The organism is Erythrobacter sp. GH1-10, from assembly GCF_045363165.1.
In the GTDB taxonomy this organism is placed as follows: Bacteria; Pseudomonadota; Alphaproteobacteria; order Sphingomonadales; family Sphingomonadaceae; genus Erythrobacter.
In genome coordinates, this window is record NZ_JBJFLP010000001.1 from 2,659,858 (window position 1) to 2,678,452 (window position 18,595).

The following is an 18,595-nucleotide window of genomic DNA, read 5'->3' on the forward strand; positions in this document are numbered from 1 at the left end:
CCTATTTCGGCTCGTAATCGGGCAGCGACTGCCCCTGGACCAGCGCGCCGACGCCCTGGTTGTCGAGTTTCTCGGTGAGCGCGCGCAGCGCCCGGCTGGTGGCGCGCAGATCCTGCATCGTCGCTTCGGTGGTCGGCAGCGTGGTCTCGCGGAATTGCCGCGCCGCCGGACGGGTATCCTCGAGCGTCGCCGAAAGCGAAGCCAGCGCGGTGTTGGCCGATTTCAGCGTGCCGCGCAGTTCCTCCGCAAGCAGCGGGCCCTCTTGATTGATCAGCCGGTCGGTCGATTGGGTCGCCTGTTCGAAGGCGTCGAGCGCTTCGCCCGCTTCCTTCAGCGCAACTTGCAGTTCGGCGAAGGTTCCTTCGAGCTGCGGCGCAGCCTGCGCCAGTTCCTCGGTAAGGCGGTTCGAATTGCGCAGGATCGCGGAAAGCTGCTGCTGGTTCTCGGGGCTGAGCAGGTTGTTCAGGTTCTCGGTCAGCGTCGCCAGCCGCTCGAGCAGCAGCGGCGCGTTTGCGACCAGTTCACCGATACCGCCGCGCCCCGGCGGGATCACCGGGCGGCCTTCGGGGCAGGCGGTGGTCTCGCAGGTGATCGCGGGAGCATCCTTGCGCGCACCGTCGAGCAGGATGGTCGAAACCCCGGTGAAGCTCGCCTGGATCGTCGCTTCGGTCCCGACGAGGATCGGCAGATCTTCCTTCACCCGCACGCGCACGCGAACGAATTCGGGATCGTCCTCAGACAGCGCGATTTCGGTGACCTGTCCGACGGGGACGCCGGCGTAGGAGACCTGGCTGCCGTTCGCGAGACCGGAGACCGATTGCGCATAGAAGATGTCGTATTCGTTCTGTTGGCCCTGCCCCAATCGGGCGATCCAGATGATGAACGCCGCCAGCGCCGCCAGCAGCACCAGCGTGACCGCACCGACCCAAAGATGGTTAGCTCTTGTTTCCATGTGGCTTCCCTATGGCCGCTCTTGGTTCGGCTTGTCCATCGCCTTATCCCGTCTCGCCCGAACGATCGCGTTCATGTGTGTCGCGCGCTGCACGTCCGCGCGGGCCGTTGAAATACTCCTCGATCCACGGATGCCCGGTTTCGAGCAGTTCGGGGATCGTCCCCACGGCGATTACCCTTTTCTCGGCGAGGACCGCCACGCGGTCGCAAATCTCGAACAGCGTATCGAGGTCGTGGGTGATCAGGAACACGGTCAGGCCGAGCGTTTCCTTGAGGTTCTTGGTCAGCCGGTCGAATTTCGAGGCACCGATCGGGTCGAGCCCGGCGGTCGGCTCGTCGAGGAACAGCAGCTCGGGATCGAGCGCGAGCGCGCGGGCGAGGCCGGCGCGCTTCTTCATGCCGCCCGAAAGCTCGGACGGAAACTTCGCGATCGCATCTTCGGGCAGGCCCGAGAGCAGCACCTTGTAGCGCGCGATTTCCTTGCGCAGCTCGTCATCGATTTCGGGGTAAAACTGTCGCAGCGGCACTTCGACATTCTCGCCCACCGTCAGGGTCGAAAACAGCGCCCCGCCCTGGAACATCACGCCCCAGCGGCTGCGCACGCCCAATTCCTCGTCGGGTTCGGCGTCGGTGATCGAATGGCCGAGCACCTCGACGCTTCCCTCGGCGGGGATCTGCAGGCCGATGATCGAACGCATCAGCACCGATTTGCCGCTGCCCGATCCGCCGACCACGCCGAGAATCTCGCCCGGCTCGACGATGAGATCGAGGTTCTCGTGCACGGTGAAATCGCCGAAGCGGTTGGCCAGCCCATGCACTTTTACGGGCGGTTCGGTGCCGAGATGGGCGATATGGGTGTTGTCCTGCGCCATCGCTCAGCCCCACCCGATCTCGGTGAAAAACACCGCGAAGAACGCGTCGAGCACGATTACGGCGAAGATCGCGGAGACCACCGCCATGGTGGTGCGCAGGCCGACTTCCTCCGAATTCCCGCGCACGCGCATGCCGTGATAGCAGCCCGCAAGCGCGACGATCAGGCCGAACACCGGCGCCTTGATCAGGCCGACCCACAGATCGTAGGTCGGCACCACTTCCTGGATTCGCTCTAGGAAGGTGAAAAACGGGATGCCGAGCGCGAACTGGCCGACCACCGCGCCGCCGACGATCGCGACGACAGAGGCATAGAAGCCGAGCAGCACCATCATGAAGGTGCAAGCGACGATGCGCGGGATCACCAGCCGCTCGATCGGCGAGAGGCCGATGGTGCGCATCGCGTCGATTTCCTCGGTCAGCTTCATCGTTCCGATCTGCGCCGCGAACGCGCTGCCCGATCGGCCTGCCACCATGATCGCGGTCATCAGCACGCCGAGCTCGCGCAAGGTGATGCGGCCGACGAGGTTTACCGTCAGCGCTTCGGCGCCGAACTGTTCGAGCTGGACCGCGCCCTGCTGCGCGATCACGATGCCGATCAGGAAACTCATCAGCCCGATGATCGGCAGCGCCGCGACGCCGACCAGCTCCATCTGCCGCACCAGTGCCTTCACCGGAAACCGGGTCGGATGGCGCATCAGGCTGGCAAAGCCGAGCAGAATCTGGCCGAGGAAGCCGACGACCCCGATCACGCCTGCACGCGCATTGAAAACCTGTTTGCCCATCGCGACCGGCACGCGCTCCCAAACCGGCAGGCGCGGCGGCTGAACCTCGACATCCGACTGCAGTCCCTCGACCGCGTCGAGCAGCCGCTGCGCCCGAGCCGATGCGCCGACGATCTCGGCCCCATGTTCGGAAGCGAGGCGGCAGGTAACCCACGCACCGACGGTATCGATATGCTCGACATCGGCGAGATCGATCACCGCGACATCGGAAGAGAGCTTCCTCAGTTCGTGTTCGATCCGCCCGATCGTGGAAATGACCAGCGGCCCGGAAAACGCAATCCGGCTGCGCCCGTCCGCGTCCTCGTCGAGTGAAAATTCCGCGACCCCATCCATCGCAGCGAGCTATGAGGGGATTTCGCGGTCATCACAAGTGGGTGTGTCAGATGTTGCACCGCAACGCGCGGCTTGGCATGGGGTGAAGGATCTTATCTTGGGTGCCAGGCCACCCGCTCCCTCCACCCTTCCACCCGGATGGTATCCCGGTAGGCTCCGGGTGGAAGGGTGGAGGGAGCGGGTGGCCTGCACCGCGAGCGTTAGCGAGCCGAAAGAAATGACACTCGACACCACCTTCAACCCCGCCGAGATCGAGGCGCGATGGTACAGACACTGGGAGGAATCCGGCGGATTCCGGCCCGAACGCCCGGACGCGGAACCATTCACCATCGTCAACCCGCCGCCCAATGTGACGGGCAGCCTGCATATCGGCCACGCGCTCGACAACACGCTGCAGGACATCGTGATCCGTTACGAGCGGATGCGCGGCAAGGACGCGCTGTGGGTCGTGGGCATGGACCATGCGGGGATCGCCACGCAGATGGTGGTCGAACGCCAGATGGAGGAGCGTCAGGACAAGCGCACCAATTACTCGCGCGAGCAATTCGTCGAGAAGGTCTGGGAATGGAAGGCCGAAAGCGGCGGCGCGATTACCAAGCAGCTGCGGCGGCTCGGCTGTTCGATGGACTGGTCGCGCGAGCAGTTCACCATGGACGAGCACTTCACCAAGGCGGTGCTCAAGGTGTTCGTCGACCTCTACAATGACGGGCTGATCTACCGCGACAAGCGGCTGGTGAACTGGGACCCGAAACTGAAGACTGCGATCTCCGATCTCGAGGTCGAGCAGCAGACGATCCCGGGCAGCTTCTGGCACTTCAAATACCCGCTCGCGGACGGCGTCACGCTGGATAGCGGACAGGATTATATCGAGGTCGCGACCACGCGCCCCGAAACGATGCTCGCCGATATGGCGGTCGCGGTCCACCCCACCGATGAGCGCTACAAGAGCGTCGTCGGCAAGCACGTGATCCTGCCGATCACCGGTCGCCGCATCCCCATCGTCGCCGACGAGCATGCGGATCCCGAACTGGGCTCGGGCGCGGTGAAGATCACGCCGGGTCACGACTTCAACGATTTCGAGGTCGGCAAGCGCGCTGGGATCGAGCCCGCGCAGATGCTCAACATGCTCGATGGGGAAGCGAACGTCTGCCAGACGGCGGATGACCTCGTGCCGGAGGAATTCATCGGGCTGCACCGTTTCAAGCGAGATGGTGTCGATGGCGCGCGCGAACTCGTCGTCCAGCGGCTCAAGGAGCAGGGCTACCTGATCCCGCACATCGCCAAGACCAAGAAAGGCGAAGAGGTCGAGCACGACGCCGAGCCGCGTCAGATCGCGACGCCCTTCGGCGACCGCGGCGGCGTGGTGATCGAGCCGTGGCTGACCGACCAGTGGTATGTCGACGCCGAAAAGCTCGCGGCCAAGCCGATCGAGCAGGTCCGCGACGGCACGATCGAAATCGTCCCCAAGAGCTGGGAAAAGACCTTCTTCAACTGGATGGAGAACATCCAGCCGTGGTGCGTGTCACGCCAGCTGTGGTGGGGGCACCGGATCCCGGCGTGGTTCGATAAGGACGGCAATGTCTTCGTCGCGGAGAGCAAGGAAGCAGCGCAGGCTCAGGCGGGGCAAGGCGTCGAACTGACACAAGACCCCGACGTCCTCGACACGTGGTTCTCTTCCGCGCTGTGGCCGTTCGCCACGCTTGGTTGGCCGGAAAAGTCCGACCTGCTGGCAAAGCACTTCCCCAACGACCTGCTCATTTCCGGCTTCGACATCCTGTTCTTCTGGGATGCGCGGATGATGATGATGGGGCAGTACAATATGGGCGAGGCCCCGTGGCCGCGCCTGTACCTCCACGGCCTCGTGCGCGCCGCCGATGGCGCGAAGATGTCGAAGTCCAAGGGCAATGTGGTCGATCCGCTCGGCCTGATCGACCAGTACGGCGCGGACGCGCTGCGGTTCTTCATGGCGGCGATGGAAAGCCAGGGCCGCGACATCAAGATGGATGAGAAGCGGGTCGAGGGGTATCGCAACTTCGCGACCAAGCTGTGGAACGCGACGCGCTTCTGCCAGTCGAACGGGATCGGAGCCTCGACCACACTGAAGGCTCCGGCTGCGCGGCTCGCCGCCAACCAGTGGATCATCGGCGAGGTCCAGCACTGCGTCGAACAAATCGACGCGGCGATGGCCGACCTGCGCTTCGATGCGGCGGCGAATGCGATCTACCAGTTCACATGGAGCCGGTTCTGCGACTGGTATCTGGAATTGATCAAACCGATCTTGGGGAGCCTTACTGCTTCACCAGCCGTGATCGGTGACAGCAGTAATCTACCCCACGACCTAAAGGCCAAAATCGACGACCAAACACGCGAAGCTGAAGAAGGTACTCGTAGCAGGGAAGAAACCCGCGCTGTTACTGGTTGGGTACTCGACCAAATCTTAGTGATGCTGCACCCTTTCATGCCTTTCATAACAGAGGAACTTTGGCACGCCCAAGGTGAACGAAGCTACGATATTATCACGGCAAAGTGGCCAAATCCACGCGCAAAGGTCGACTCGAACGCGAAAGCAGAAGTCGATTTACTGATTGAGCTTACAACTAAAGTTCGAAGCGCAAGGAATGAGTTAGGTGTACCACCGAACGTTGTTGTTACAGCTAACGTGGCTGATCCGAGCGTGGCTATCGTCGACCTTGCGACCAGCAATTCTGCAGCAATCGGTCGTCTCGCCCGGATTTCCGAGTTTAAGTTCGAACCCGCCCCGACAGGTGCTGTTATGCAGGTAAATGTAGCGAGCGATGTTCTTACTATCCCGCTCGAAGGGATCATCGATATCGACGCGGAAAAGGCGCGCTTGGAGAAGGCGCTCGCCGCCTCGCAAAAGGAAGCCAGATCGCTCGAAGGCAGGCTTTCCAACGCCAACTTCGTCGAACGCGCCAAGCCCGAGGCGGTGGAAAAGGCCAAGGCCGATTTCGCGCACCATAGCGCGGAGGTAGAGCGGCTGACGGCAGCGCTGGAACGGCTGGGGTAGGGTTCGCCTTTTCGCCTCCACGAACCGCGTCAGCTTTTGAGCGAGCCACTTGGGTCGTGAATGGCTGGGATTGGATGGAAAGCGGACGTTTGCGATTTACTCTTCTTGAGGGAATGGAATGATACCCTTCGCTTCGAGAAGCGCACGTTGTGCATCAGCATATCGATGTGCGAACGCCTCACGTTCAGTCTTCGGGCGCGCAAAGTATCCCCGCTCCAGATCGATCCAGTCACCGCCTTTTGATGCAGGCTCTTCAACCTTCGACAACCAATCAAACCAATGCCCAATCTCATGCAGCAAGGTTCGGTAAAGTTGTGTGTGTCGAGCAGATGACGCCGAGACGGCAATACGGTACCTGCGTCCTTCCCTCAAAACAGTGTGTCCGTCCTCACGCAGTCGTTGCAGTTCGTGACTATCGTCTGGGTCAAGGGACGTGCTCCAGACCATGACTTTGTCTGGCTCAATCGCATCGAGAAAGATAGCTGGTCCCTTCGCGATTTGTCTGCCTTTCGCAGTCGAAACTTCGGAATAGTAGAGCAAGCGGCCCCAAACAGGCGAGAGCGTCAGCTGCTTGCGAGTGGGTTGGCGAAAAACAAAACTATCCAGTCCTACCCAGTCGCTTTGTGGCAGCGCCTCCAGCATGCGGACGATATCCGAGACCGTGCATGGGTGAACACAGCCCAGTGCGTTCTCTTCGACGATGAAGCGTACAGACCGATTGGAAACGACACGGTCTTCTATTCGGCACTCGCCAATTCGATCCAGCCAATGAAGACCATCCGACCTGTCGGGTATGACAAGCTCGTTGTCTTTGCCGTGGCCCTGTTTTGCGGTCCCGATGTTTCTGTTGCGGCGCGTGGGGTTGCGGGGCGATTGCATGCCTACTTGATGCCACAGGCTTTGAGATGATCCAAACTCCGCAATTGGGTCGTTAGCCGAATGGCCGCATCCCGCAGTGCGACGCCGTCACCCTAACAATCGCGCTTGGTCGATCCTACTTCCCGAACATGTCGCCTTGGTTGATCCTTGCCGTCCCGCTGCTCGTCGCCGCTTTCCTGCTGTATCGCGCGCAGATGCGGAAGCGCAGGCGCAAGGCGCTTCTGGCAACGCGGCTCACGCCCGAACAGCGTGCCGTGATCGCCCGGCTTGTCCCGATCACCCGCCGCTTGCCGCATGATTTGCGGCTCAAGCTGGAGGGCAAAATCAACCTGTTTCTCGATCAGGTGACCTTTCGAGGCAACAACGGTATCGAGGTCACCGACGACATGCGGCTGTCCATCGCCGCGCAGGCCTGCCTGCTGATCGTCAACAGTCCGGTCTGGTACGATACGATCAGGAACGTGCTGATCTACCCTTCGGCCTTCGTCACCAGGCGCGACACGCATGACGGGTTCGTTGTCAGCGAAGACCGCCATGCCATGCTAGGCGAAAGCTGGGCGCGGGGGCCGGTGATCCTGTCATGGGACCAGGCGCTGCATAGCGGGCTCGACCCGGAAGACGGGTTCAATGTCGTCATCCACGAATTCGCCCACCAGCTCGACGCGCTGACGGGTCACACCAACGGCATTCCCGTCCTGCGCAAGGGGCAGGCCTATGCGGGCTGGGAGAAAGCCATGCTGGACGCGTACCATGACCATGTCGAACGGGTGGAGAGCGGACGCCGCACTCTGATCGATCCTTACGGTGCGACCAATCACGAGGAATTCTTTGCCGAAGCGATCGTCACTTTCTTCGAGAGGCCGCAGGAGTTGCGCCGCGAAGTGCCAGCGCTTTATGCGCAATTTTCACAGCTGCTGGCGCTCGATCCTGCGGATTGGGACTAGGCTCACCGCTTTGCGACACCGTTCGCGCCACGGATGGGCAGGCATTTCCTACCCGCGCAATTCGTGGCATGGCCGTTATGTGAGAAGTGCCGCCAGACCCGTTTTGAATTTGCAAAGTGTCAACTTCGCTTTTGGAGCGATTTCGCACGCTTTTCTGCGGGTTTCGGGCCTGTTGGACACGGGTGACACGGTGTCGGTTTTGTCAACTTCGTGTGCAGGTGCAGCATGGCGCAGCTAGTCCTGGCGACCGACGACACCGGCGGTCCGGAAATCTTCGCCTCGCTGCAGGGTGAAGGACCGAGCGCGGGCACGCCGGTCGCTTTTATTCGCCTGTCGCGCTGCAACCTCGCCTGCACCTGGTGCGACACCGCTTACACCTGGCATTTCGAGGGCGACAATCGCCCGCATCGCGACGACCGGACGTTCGATCGCAAGGCCAACCAGGTGGAGGTCTCGCCCGCCAAGGCAGCGGCGAAGATCGCCGCGCTCGGGCAGAAACGCCTCGTGATCACCGGCGGGGAGCCGCTGATGCAGTGCGGCCCCCTGGCCGACATGCTCGCGATCCTGCCCGACATCGAAGTGGAGATCGAAACCAACGGAACCACCAAGGCATCGAGCCATGTCGATATCCGTGTCGACCAGTACAATGTCAGCCCCAAGCTGGCGCATTCGGGCAACCCGGCGGAGCTTGCGCTGATTCCCGAACGGCTCGATTTCTACGCCAGTGACCCGCGCGCGTTCTTCAAGTTCGTGATCGCTTCGCCGGAAGACGTCGAGGAGGTGCTCGACCTGCACCGCCGCCACCGGTTCAAGCCCGGCCATGTGTTCCTGATGCCCGAAGGCACCGACAGCGCGACCCTGCGCGAGCGCGAGACATGGCTCGCTCCGCTCTGCCTCGAACACGGTTTCCGCATGAGCGACCGGATGCATATTCACTTGTACGGGGATACTCGCGGGACCTAGCCCTGGCTTCTCCAACGAAGGACCACGCGCTCGACCAGTTCTTCCTCCTCGCCGCCTTCCGTCCAGAGTTCGACGAAGCTCGGATCCTCCGAAGCCGGGCGCTTGTGCTCTTCGAGCGTATCGAAGGTGACACGCACCGGGATCGCGACACCCTCGCCGCAGATGATGCATTCGCGGTTGCGCAGGGCGGGGATCGAATCGAGGAAGCCGCGCGAGCCTTCGGGCATTGCCGAGCGGACGAAGGCCTGGTCGCGATCGTTGTTGAGACGCATCGAGATGATCGTGCCGCACTGCGAGAGCACGCCTTCGGCGAGGTCCGACGGACGCTGGGTGATGAGACCGAGCGAAATCCCGTATTTCCGGCCTTCCTTGGCGATCCTGCTGAGCACGCCCGCGACCGAGGAGCCGTCGGCATGCTTCTCGCTGGGGACGTAACGGTGCGCCTCTTCGCAGACCAGCAGGATCGGGCGGGTCTTCTCCTCGCGACCCCAGATCGCGAAGTCGAACACGAGGCGGCTGAGAACCGCGACCACGGTCGATGTGATGTCCGAAGGCACGCCCGAAACATCGATGATCGAGATCGGTTTGCCGTTGCCCGGCATGCGGAACACCTTGCCGATGAAGTCGGCCATGGTGTCACCCACCAGCATGCCCGAGAACATGAACTGGTAGCGCGGATCGGCCTTGAGCTCGTCGAGCTTGCTCTTGATCCGCATGTAGGGCGCGGAGGAGGTTGCCTTGTCGAGCTTGCCCATTTCGTCCTGGATGATGTTCGAAAGGTCGGACAGGAGATAGGGAATCGGCGAGTCCACCGTGATCTTGCCCATGGTCTCGGCCAGCCGGTTCTTCGAGCGGGCATGCAGAAGACACTTGGCAAGAATGTCCATGTCGACCTGGCGTTCGTTGCCGTCGCTGGTGAGCAGGACTTCGCAGTGCTCTTCGAAGTTCATCAGCCAGTACGGCATCTGGAGGTTCGACACGTCGAGGATCTGCCCGGTCTGGCGGAACGCAGCGGAGTATTCGCCGTGCGGGTCGATCATCACGATATGGCCGTTCGGCGCAGCCTCGCAGATCTTGTGAAGGATCAACGCCGCGCTGGTCGATTTACCGGTACCGGTCGATCCCAGCAGCGCGAAGTGCTTGCCCAGCATCGCATCGATATAGAGCCCGGCCTTGATGTCCCTGGTCGGGAACACCCTGCCGACCGTGATGTTGGCCCGCCCGTCGCTGGCATAAATCTGCTCGAGGTCCTGCGTGCTCGCGGGGAACACCATCGCCCCGGGCACCGGATAGCGGGTGACACCGCGTTTGAACCCGTTGATCCGTCCGGTCAGCTTTTCCTCGCTGCCTTCGCCGAGGAAGTCGATGTGGGCTATGATGCCGGTCTCGCTGCGGCGGTCCTTGCGCTGGTCGCGAACGCTGGCGAGCAACCAAGCGTCGCCGACGCGGATCTTGATCTGGCTGCCGACCTGCCCCGCGAGTGCGATCGACGGGTCGGAATCGTCCATGCATTCATTCAGGCGCTGGATATCGAGCGCGATCTGCGAGCCTGCACCCGAAATCTCGAGTACGACCCCGATCGGCATACCCGCATTGTCGAGATCGGCCTCGCTCGCGCCGACGCTTTCGCTTCCTGCGGGGTCGAAATTCTGGCTACCCATATCGTTCATTTCGGCGGTCCCTTGCCTGCATCGTTCGCACCGGAAGCTGCGCACAATCCGGCACATTCCGTCACTCGATGCGGATAGGGAGTTTGGGTTAAGATCGCGTCAACGATGACACCCGGTGGAGAGACGAAGATTGGTCAAGAGCGGTTGAAGAAGCGCCCGGCAACCCAGCCCATCGCCAGCGAGAGCAGGATCGCACCGAGGCCGTATAGCAGCGAATTGCGCTCGGCGGCATCGACCACCTCGCCTTCCAGCCCGACCTTCTCGACTTCGATTTCCGCCGTGGCAGAGGCAAGCACCCGCCCGTTCGCAATGGCGAAGGTCTCGGCCGTGTAGGTTCCGGTGATCACGTTGGAAGGCAACGCAATCCGCGCCTGGTAGAGCACGCCTTCGCTGATGCGCACGCCATCGGGATCTTCCTGGTACAGCCCGGCGCGCTGGCGCATTTCGACCAGACCTGCGGCAAAGCGCGCCTGCTCCTCGGGCTCGATCTCCCCGCTGGGGCTGAGCTGGATGAATTCGGTTCCGAGTTCATAGATCGCGGCTGTCCGTCCATCGACGATCTGTTCGATAGGGCGGGACGAGGCAATCGCGAAGAAGGACGGTGCCGAGCGGAAATCGCTTGATCCCGCGTTCATCCAGATGCCGGCGATCCTCTCCTTTTCGCGCAGGCGAATGGGCTCGGTCGGCCCCTTGAGCACGACGGCAATGTCGTATTCGGGGTTATCCCGCGTGCCCGCCGGATCGATCACCGCGCCGTAAAGCAAAAGGTTCGCGCCGGTGAAGCCCTGCCGGACCTCGATACGCGACTGGCTGACTTCCGGAACGAGGACAGGCTCGCGCTGCGCGGTCAGCGTCATCGCAGCGATGGCGACCAGCGCGATCCTGCCGATCCGCAGGATCATAGCGGGCTGACCGTATAGATTTCATCGGGCTGGATGCCGAGCCCGTAAAGCATTCTCAGCGCCACCACGATCACGATTGCGGCAAGCACCAGGCGGAGGATTTCGGGCCGCGCCTTCATCGCGATCTGAGTGCCGAATTGCGCGCCGAGGACCGAGCCGAGCAGCAGCAGGCCCGCCAGCACGATGTCGACTGCCTTGGTCGTCAGCGCATGGGTCATGGTCGTCACCATGGTCACGAACAGGATCTGGTAGAGCGATGTGCCGACCACGACATTGCCGCTCATGCCGAGAAGATAGAGCATTGCAGGGACGAGCAGGAACCCGCCTCCGACCCCCATCAGCATCGTCAGGATGCCGACCAGGGTGCCGAGGATCAGCGGTGCGAGCGGCGAAATATACAGACCCGAGCGATAGAACCGCCAACGGAACGGAAGGCCCGCCACCAGCGGGTGGTGGCGTCGCTTGCGAGGCTGGGCATTGGCCGAAGCCTTGCCCGGCCTCAGCGCATCGACCGCCTCGCGCATCATCAGCGTACCGATCGATCCGAGCAGAATGACGTAGAGAATGTTGATGACGACATCGATCTGGCCTAGCGCCTGCAGTGCCCGGAACAGCACCGCCCCGATCAGCGCGCCGACGATACCGCCTCCAACCATGACGGCACCCATGCGGTAATCGACCCCGCCGCGCCGCGAGTGGGCGAGCACGCCCGAAACGCTCGCGCCCGTAACCTGCGTAGCCGCCGAGGCCGCGGCGACCGTGGGGGGAATGCCGTAAAAGATCAGCAGCGGCGTGGTTAAGAAACCGCCGCCCACACCGAACAGTCCCGAAAGGATACCGGTCAACCCGCCAAGCAGCACGATGAACAGTCCGTTCACCGAGAGATTCGCGATTGGCAGGTAGACGTCCATGCTCTTGCCGATACCTCACCGGAGCGCTTGATGATAGCCGCGGAAGCGTGCTGTTCCCGGCCCGATGCATCCGGGCCCGTGGCGGCGTGGGCAGTGTCCGCTAGAAGCGCGTCGAAAGCGTCGCTGCGATCCCGGAATCGGGCGACGCATCCCCGCCCACGCGCTCGCGCCAATCGACAGAAACACGCGCGGGCACATCGCCCAATGTCAGATCGACCCGGACGGTCGGCCCCACGTCGATACGGCTCGCATCCTCCTGCGCCCCGCCCCAGGCTCCAGCGCCGATGCTCAGGCGGGCTTGCGAGTCCGAAGGGCCGTTGAAACTCGCCAGTTCGCGGGTCAGCGATGCCTGTCCATCCACGAAGGCGGTCGCGCCCTCGCCTCCCACATAGCCCGCCCCGCCATAGGCCTCGAGCCGAAATTGACCCGGCAAGGTCTGCGCAGGCAATTCGGAGATGGCGATAATAGCGGGGCGCAGATCGGTCCCGAACCGTCGCTCGGTCACGCGCAGTTCTGCCGCGACGCGCACGGGCACCTGGCCGATCGGGCGCGCGGACGCGCCAACCGCGACTTCGGTTTCGCCGTTGGTCACCAGGGCGCGATAGGCTCGTGCGTAAAGCCGCGGGTCGCGCTGCGATCCCGGCGCAACGCGGTATTCCAGCCGGGCGCCCAACTGGCTGGCGCCATAAATCGGGACGCGCCCTTGCGAAATCGGCGCGGAGTCGGATCCGTCGCGCCAGAACCCCCACGCATCGAAGGACCACCTGTCCTGCCTGCCCTGCTCCTCGAAAGCCGGGGCAAGCGGAGAGATTCCCGCGCGCCGCAAGGTCTCGTCGACAGCCTGAAAGGATGCGGTCCCTTCGCCGCGCGGGCCACCGCCGGTCGCCAGCGCGCGTTGCCACAGCAGGTTGTGTCCGTATGCCACACCAGTGGGTCGACCCGGCCTGTAGGACGCCGGTGCCATTCCCGCGCTGGACAGCAGAGCGAACTTGGTGGCCGTCCCGGCTTTGGCATTGTGTCCTCCGCGCGTCGTTCTCGCGAACGGATCGACGACTATGTCATTCGAAAATTCGCCCCGATTGCTTGGGGGCGCCGTTTCCCCTTCGGCAAGGAGCGCACCGGCTTCGGGAAGTTCCAACGCGGGGACACCAAACGGATTCTCCCATGTCAGCGCGCGTCCGCCTGCCCATGCGACCATAACCAGTGCCAGCATGGCGAGCGGGCTGCCGCGCCGCATCGTATCCCGATCGCCCTTCACGCCGCACCCGCCGACGCTGGAGCGATGCGTGCAGGGTGGGTCGTGTGCGGCGTCTTGTCCCAGACCACCGCGCTGCCCGTTAGCGTCTTCGCATAGGCGAAGATCGCCCGCCGCCCCGCCATGATCGCGATGATGTTCGTGACCGGTATCCGCAAGACAGCCATAAACCCTTCGCCCACGCCATACTCGCGCGCAGTGAAGGCAAAGCGGAAGAGCGCCCGCCAGACGAAGAAGACGAGGTTCGCGACCAGCAGCCATTTCAGGAACGGCGAAAGCTCTACCGGTTCGCCATATCCCAGCCCGATCGCCGCCCAACTGAGCGCTGTGAGCGCGAGCAGGGTGTAGCCGAACAGCAGCACCAACGCCGTCATCGGACCTCGGCGATCGCGGGCTCGCATCCAGATCTCGACCAGCCCCGCGCCCCAACCGGTGCGATCCCAGCCCTGCAAGGCTATCCCGTGGACCCAGCGTGTCTTTTGCCTGACAACATGATCGAGGCGCGCCGGAAAGAACGCGCGGGTCGCGATCAGCAGCCCGTCATCGCCCCGCGCCCGGATGAACCGGCATGTGCCCCCGGTTTCGGCCACCGACAGCCCCAGTTCGTAATCCTCCGTCAGCGACTCGGACGAGAAGGGTCGCTGGTCGGTGTGCCGCTCGCACAGGCGATGCAGGGCTTTGCGCGACACTGCACAGCCTACGCCCGCGGCAGGCAGTGCAGCGCCGAGCGCGTCGCGGACGACCATTGCTTTTCCGTGGGCCTCGGCAAATTCCTCGCAATAATGGCTGCCGAGCCAGCGGCTCTTCGCCTGCGGCAGCGGCTCGACGGGGATTTGGGCGAAGTCAGTCCCCTCGCCCACAGCCCGATCCAGCAGGCCCAGCGCGGCCGGATCGACGAGATCTTCGGCGTCGTGAAACACCGCCATCCCGTAACTCCGTCCGCTGCGCCGTTCATCATCGCACATCGCTTCATAAAGACGGTTGAGGCAGTCGGCTTTCGTAGTCGGCCCTGTCCGGTCATGAATCACGATCCTGAGGCGCGGGTCGCCATCGGCCGCAGACATCGCGGCAGCAATCGTTGCCGGGTCGTTGCGATAGCAGCCGATGTACAATCGCAATTGTCGCTGAGGCCAGCTTGAAAGAGTGTGCCCGATCGTGTCGCCAATCACCTCGGCTTCCTGCCAGGCAGGGATGAAAATGGCGACGGGAGCGTGCAAGGCCCGGCCTTGCAGTTCAAACCGCCTGAACTGGGGCGTCTTGGCCCGTCCTGTCAGCTTGAGCCAAAGCCAAGAAAGATCGACGGCAATATCGTCGATCGCTCCGACGAGGAAAAACACGCCTGCAAACAAAAGCAGTTCGTGTTGCAGCAGTGCCAGCCACTGCCAGAAATCAAAGCCCCATAGCGCCAAGGCGACCCCCGTTCCCCGTCAGAAAAAGAGCCTAACGTGGCCCGATAGCCCTTGCAACCGCTTCACAATTTCTCAAAGAGAGCGGCCAAGATGACCGATCCTCTCGAACCTCTTCCCAAACCCGTCCGCAAACCCATCCGCACGATCTTTGCGCCGGTGCGCGCGCTGTTCGTCGGCGACGCCTCGGCAGGGGTGTTGCTGATCGTCGTTGCGGCTGCGGCCATGCTGGCTGCGAATTCACCGTTCGCTGCGGAATACAAGCAGCTGTTCTACGGCGAATTGCCGTGGACCCCGATTGCGAAGCTCAAGGACCTTCACCTCTGGATCAATGACGGGCTGATGGCGATCTTCTTTTTCGTCGTCGGTCTCGAGGTGAAACGGGAGATGATTTCCGGCTCGCTGTCCGATCCGGCAGCGCGGCGGCTTCCAATGCTGGCCGCTGCGGCCGGCATGGTGGTGCCCGCGATTGTCTACATGATCGTCTCGGGCGGCGGACAGTACACCAGCGGCTGGGCGATCCCGGCGGCCACCGATATCGCTTTCGCCATGGGTGTGCTCGGCCTGCTCGGCAACCGCGTGCCCGCATCGCTGCGCCTGTTCCTGCTTACGGTGGCGATCGTCGACGATATCGGTGCAGTGCTGGTTATCGCATTCTTCTACACCCCGACGATCAAGATGGCCTGGCTGCTCGCTGCGGCGGTGGTGTTCGGCCTGATGATGGCGCTCAACCGGATGCGGGTAGGTGTGTTCTGGCCTTACATACTGTTGGCGCTGGTGCTGTGGTATTGCGTGCTCAATACCGGTGTTCACGCAACCATCGCAGGCGTCGTTGCCGCCCTCACCATCCCGCTGCGCCGCCGTGACGGCAACTCCATGCTCGAGAAGCTGGAGCATGGTCTCGCTCCGTGGAGCGCCTATCTCGTGGTTCCGGTTTTCGGCTTCGCCAATGCCGGCGTGGCTCTGGGAGGACTAGGGGCCCAGGCCTTGATCGATCCGCTGCCGATCGCCATCGCGGCCGGTCTGGTGCTCGGGAAACAGCTCGGTATCTTCACCACGGTCTTCCTTGCCGACAAGACCGGCTTTGCGCCGCGCCCTGACAATGCCAACTGGACCGAGATCTGGGGCGTATCGATCTTGTGCGGCATCGGTTTCACGATGAGCCTCTTCATCGGCGGGCTAGCCTTCCCGCTGGATCCGGTCCTCGTCGAAGAGGCGAAGATCGGTATCCTCACAGGGTCGGCGATCTCGGCCGTGCTCGGCTATATCGTGCTTCGCCTCACGACGACCCATCCCGAAGCCGAGTGCGACGACCGCGGAGAGGAACCGGGCAAGGCCTGAGCCGTCACCAGCTGCCGGTGTTTTCCATGCTCGCCCAAGGCTCTTTGGGCTCGAGGTTGCCGTCCTGGAGCAACTCGACAGATATCCCGTCGGGCGATTTGACGAAGGCCATATGCCCGTCGCGCGGCGGGCGGTGGATCGTGTGGCCGGCATCCATCAGCTTCTGGCAGGTCTCATAGATATCCTCGACCCGATAGGCGAGGTGGCCGAAATTGCGCCCGCCATCGTATTCCTCCGGCGTGCCGCCATCTTCGGGCGGCCAGTTGTACGTAAGTTCGACCTCGGCGACGCCCTCCTGACCCGGAGCGGCGAGGAAGATCAGCGTAAAGCGCCCGGCCTCGACATCGAAACGCCGCACCTCCTCCAATCCGATCAGCTTGAAGAAATCGACCGTCGCCTTGGGATCGGTCACGCGGATCATCGAGTGCAGGTATTTGACCATGTTCATCTCGCAGCAATTCAAAATCGGTTCATCGACAGTGTTGCACAACTCGTCGCATCATACATTCAAGCAGGAGGACACGATGAGCGGCGATACAGGACAAGACATGGCGGGTGCGGAGACGGGACGCAAGGCGGGATTGAGCCCGATCACGACCCGCTGGTTCGGAACCGCGGCAATCGCTTCCATCGGCATGATCCTCGGCGGATACCTTTTAGGAGACGGATTGCTGCGCGCGAAGGAAGCCGAACGTTCGGTCACCGTGCGCGGGCTGGCCGAACGCGATGTGACCGCCGATCTCGCCACCTGGACGATCTCCTATTCGGCAAGCTCGGAGAGCCTTGCCGAAGCGCAGGGCAAGGTCCGGCGCGACACCGAGAGCATCGAGGAATTCTTCAGCGGACTCGGCTTTCCCGACGATGCGCTGCAACCGACGGGTGCCAATGTTTCGAGCTACACCAATCGCGGTGTCACGACCTACACCGTCCGGCAGCGTCTCGCACTGCGCACCAACGACATCGAGCGCGCTCAAAAGGCGGTCGCGCAACAGTTCGACCTGGTCGGACGCGGCGTGTTCCTCGAGGAAGGTTCGGGTATGAGCTACACCTTCACAAGGCTCAACGATATCAAGCCCGAAATGGTGGCCGAGGCGACGAAGGATGCGCGTGCAGCGGCCCAGCAATTCGCCACCGACAGCGGCGCACAGGTCGGCGCGATCAAGGACGCGACGCAGGGGTATTTCTCGATCGACGCGCGTGACGGCGATGGCGGGGGCTGGGGCAAGTCGGACAGCCCCTACAAGAAGGTCCGCGTAGTCACGACCGTCAATTTCAGCCTCGATTGAATAAAAGGCGCGGGACCCGAAAGTCCCGCGCCCCTCATGAGGTCCCGCTATTCCGCATTATGCGCGGTTAGGGCGTTCGCTCCTGCGACTGAGCAAACGGTTAGAAGCTCGCGCTGAGCGTCACCACGAAAGCATCGTCGGTGAAGGTTCCGGTCGGATCGATCAGCACGTCGCCTTCCACCCCGACATAAGCGGCGCTGAGCGTTGCCGGGCCGACCGCAAGATCGGCGCCGATCGACCAGTCGATCGCTTCGCTGTCGGTGGTGAAGGTCAGGAACCCGTCGGTGTAGCCGATGTGGCCGTTGATGGTGATCGGCGTATCCGGAATGCCGATGCCGACATCGGCGTAGAGATACAGGTTATCGGTGCCGCCGAGCGAATCCTGGTCCGGCGCATAGGCGATGCCGCCGGTCAACGATGCCGGGCCGAGCGAGAAACCGAGCGATCCGTAGAATTCGATGTAATCGAAATCGCCGGGTCCGGTTGCGTCGGGATAGAGGTAGTAGATAACTCCAACGTCCGCGCTGACGCCGTCTGTCAGGTCACCGCCCCAGCCCCCGTAAAGGTCGAGTTCGGCCGATCCGTAGCCGACCGTCTGTTCATCGAGGTTCGATGCCCAGGTCCCGATGTAGAGACCCGATTCGTGACCGATATCGAAACCGCCCTGGACCGCGAATTCACCATCGGTGAGCGCGACACCGCGGAAGCGATACTCGGTGGCGAAAGCGATATTGGCGGAAAACGAAATCGCGCTCGATTCGCCGTCATCCTGCAAACCGCTGGACTTTGCCTCGTCGACCGGAGCCGAAGCCCGATCGATGGATGGTGTGAGGGCGAGCTTCTTTTCGCCTTCGACGATATCATCCAGCTTTGCGGAAGCAGCGAGCAGTTCTTCACTGACTTCGACTTCGCCGGCTTGAATCTTGGTATTGGCCTCTTCTGTAGTGTCGGAGGCGAATGCGGGTGCAGCCGAGAGGAGGAGACCCGCAGAGAACGTTGCGGCCGTGAGGCCGCGGATGGACGTTAGCATGACAACTTCCTTGTTTGTGTTGTTGCTTCGTCCCACCTGCA

General features: G+C 62.7%; 16 protein-coding genes. 5 read left to right on the forward strand and 11 right to left on the reverse strand.

The window, feature by feature from the left end; translation table 11 throughout:
* Position 1: 1 nt before the first annotated feature.
* Genes ACI5KX_RS13155 through ACI5KX_RS13165 form a run of 3 tightly spaced genes read right to left on the reverse strand, consistent with a single transcriptional unit; the run spans position 2 to position 2,939 of the window.
* Entirely contained in the window at positions 2–952 is a 951-nt protein-coding gene (locus tag ACI5KX_RS13155) for an MlaD family protein (protein WP_406811114.1), read from the reverse strand.
* 43 nt (positions 953–995) lie between these two features.
* Positions 996–1,823 carry an ABC transporter ATP-binding protein gene (locus ACI5KX_RS13160; RefSeq protein WP_406811115.1) on the reverse strand — a complete coding sequence of 276 codons (828 nt, stop codon included), beginning with the start codon at positions 1,821–1,823 and terminating at the stop codon, positions 996–998.
* A 3-nt stretch (positions 1,824–1,826) separates the two neighbouring features.
* Entirely contained in the window at positions 1,827–2,939 is a 1,113-nt protein-coding gene (locus tag ACI5KX_RS13165; RefSeq protein WP_406811116.1) for an MlaE family lipid ABC transporter permease subunit, read from the reverse strand.
* Between the two features lie 217 nt (positions 2,940–3,156).
* Here ACI5KX_RS13165 and ACI5KX_RS13170 point away from each other — a divergent pair, with 217 nt between their 5' ends.
* Complete coding sequence (locus ACI5KX_RS13170) at positions 3,157–5,967, forward strand: valine--tRNA ligase (protein WP_406811117.1); 2,811 nt, start codon at positions 3,157–3,159, stop codon at positions 5,965–5,967.
* A gap of 96 nt (positions 5,968–6,063) precedes the next feature.
* Here ACI5KX_RS13170 and ACI5KX_RS13175 read toward each other — a convergent pair whose 3' ends face one another.
* Positions 6,064–6,846, reverse strand: a complete 783-nt coding sequence (locus ACI5KX_RS13175; RefSeq protein WP_406811118.1) for a hypothetical protein — start codon at positions 6,844–6,846, stop codon at positions 6,064–6,066.
* Positions 6,847–6,974: 128 nt separating this feature from the next.
* On the opposite strand from ACI5KX_RS13175, the gene ACI5KX_RS13180 reads away from it, so the two are divergent.
* Both ACI5KX_RS13180 and ACI5KX_RS13185 read left to right on the forward strand, forming a co-directional pair.
* Positions 6,975–7,790 (forward strand): zinc-dependent peptidase, encoded by an 816-nt coding sequence (locus ACI5KX_RS13180; protein WP_406811119.1) that lies wholly within the window; start codon positions 6,975–6,977, stop codon positions 7,788–7,790.
* 225 nt (positions 7,791–8,015) lie between these two features.
* Positions 8,016–8,753 (forward strand): 7-carboxy-7-deazaguanine synthase QueE, encoded by a 738-nt coding sequence (locus tag ACI5KX_RS13185; protein ID WP_406811120.1) that lies wholly within the window; start codon positions 8,016–8,018, stop codon positions 8,751–8,753.
* Here ACI5KX_RS13185 and ACI5KX_RS13190 read toward each other — a convergent pair.
* From ACI5KX_RS13190 to ACI5KX_RS13210, 5 genes are all read right to left on the reverse strand, one after another.
* Entirely contained in the window at positions 8,750–10,423 is a 1,674-nt protein-coding gene (locus tag ACI5KX_RS13190) for an ATP-binding protein (RefSeq protein ID WP_406811121.1), read from the reverse strand. The genes ACI5KX_RS13185 and ACI5KX_RS13190 overlap by 4 nt on opposite strands.
* Before the next feature lie 134 nt (positions 10,424–10,557).
* Complete coding sequence (locus tag ACI5KX_RS13195) at positions 10,558–11,325, reverse strand: TIGR02186 family protein (RefSeq protein ID WP_406811122.1); 768 nt, start codon at positions 11,323–11,325, stop codon at positions 10,558–10,560.
* Positions 11,322–12,236 carry a sulfite exporter TauE/SafE family protein gene (locus tag ACI5KX_RS13200; protein WP_406811123.1) on the reverse strand — a complete coding sequence of 305 codons (915 nt, stop codon included), beginning with the start codon at positions 12,234–12,236 and terminating at the stop codon, positions 11,322–11,324. Before ACI5KX_RS13200 ends, ACI5KX_RS13195 begins: the two co-directional genes overlap by 4 nt.
* Positions 12,237–12,336: 100 nt before the next feature.
* Positions 12,337–13,494, reverse strand: a complete 1,158-nt coding sequence (locus tag ACI5KX_RS13205) for a hypothetical protein (RefSeq protein WP_406811124.1) — start codon at positions 13,492–13,494, stop codon at positions 12,337–12,339.
* The gene (locus tag ACI5KX_RS13210) at positions 13,491–14,900 is read right to left on the reverse strand and encodes a glycosyl transferase family protein (RefSeq protein WP_406811125.1); all 1,410 of its coding nucleotides are present in this window, start codon (positions 14,898–14,900) and stop codon (positions 13,491–13,493) included. Before ACI5KX_RS13210 ends, ACI5KX_RS13205 begins: the two co-directional genes overlap by 4 nt.
* 90 nt (positions 14,901–14,990) lie before the next feature.
* Here ACI5KX_RS13210 and nhaA point away from each other — a divergent pair, with 90 nt between their 5' ends.
* Positions 14,991–16,238 (forward strand): Na+/H+ antiporter NhaA, encoded by a 1,248-nt coding sequence (gene nhaA / locus ACI5KX_RS13215; protein ID WP_406811126.1) that lies wholly within the window; start codon positions 14,991–14,993, stop codon positions 16,236–16,238.
* Positions 16,239–16,242: 4 nt separating this feature from the next.
* Here the strand turns inward: nhaA and ACI5KX_RS13220 are convergent, their stop codons facing one another.
* On the reverse strand, positions 16,243–16,680 hold the full coding sequence (locus ACI5KX_RS13220; RefSeq protein ID WP_406811376.1) for a VOC family protein: 438 nt from the start codon (positions 16,678–16,680) through the stop codon (positions 16,243–16,245).
* Positions 16,681–16,873: 193 nt separating this feature from the next.
* On the opposite strand from ACI5KX_RS13220, the gene ACI5KX_RS13225 reads away from it, so the two are divergent.
* Entirely contained in the window at positions 16,874–17,524 is a 651-nt protein-coding gene (locus ACI5KX_RS13225; RefSeq protein ID WP_406811377.1) for an SIMPL domain-containing protein, read from the forward strand.
* Positions 17,525–17,624: 100 nt separating this feature from the next.
* On the opposite strand, the gene ACI5KX_RS13230 is transcribed toward ACI5KX_RS13225, so the two are convergent.
* Positions 17,625–18,554 (reverse strand): TorF family putative porin, encoded by a 930-nt coding sequence (locus ACI5KX_RS13230; RefSeq protein WP_406811127.1) that lies wholly within the window; start codon positions 18,552–18,554, stop codon positions 17,625–17,627.
* Positions 18,555–18,595 lie beyond the last annotated feature (41 nt).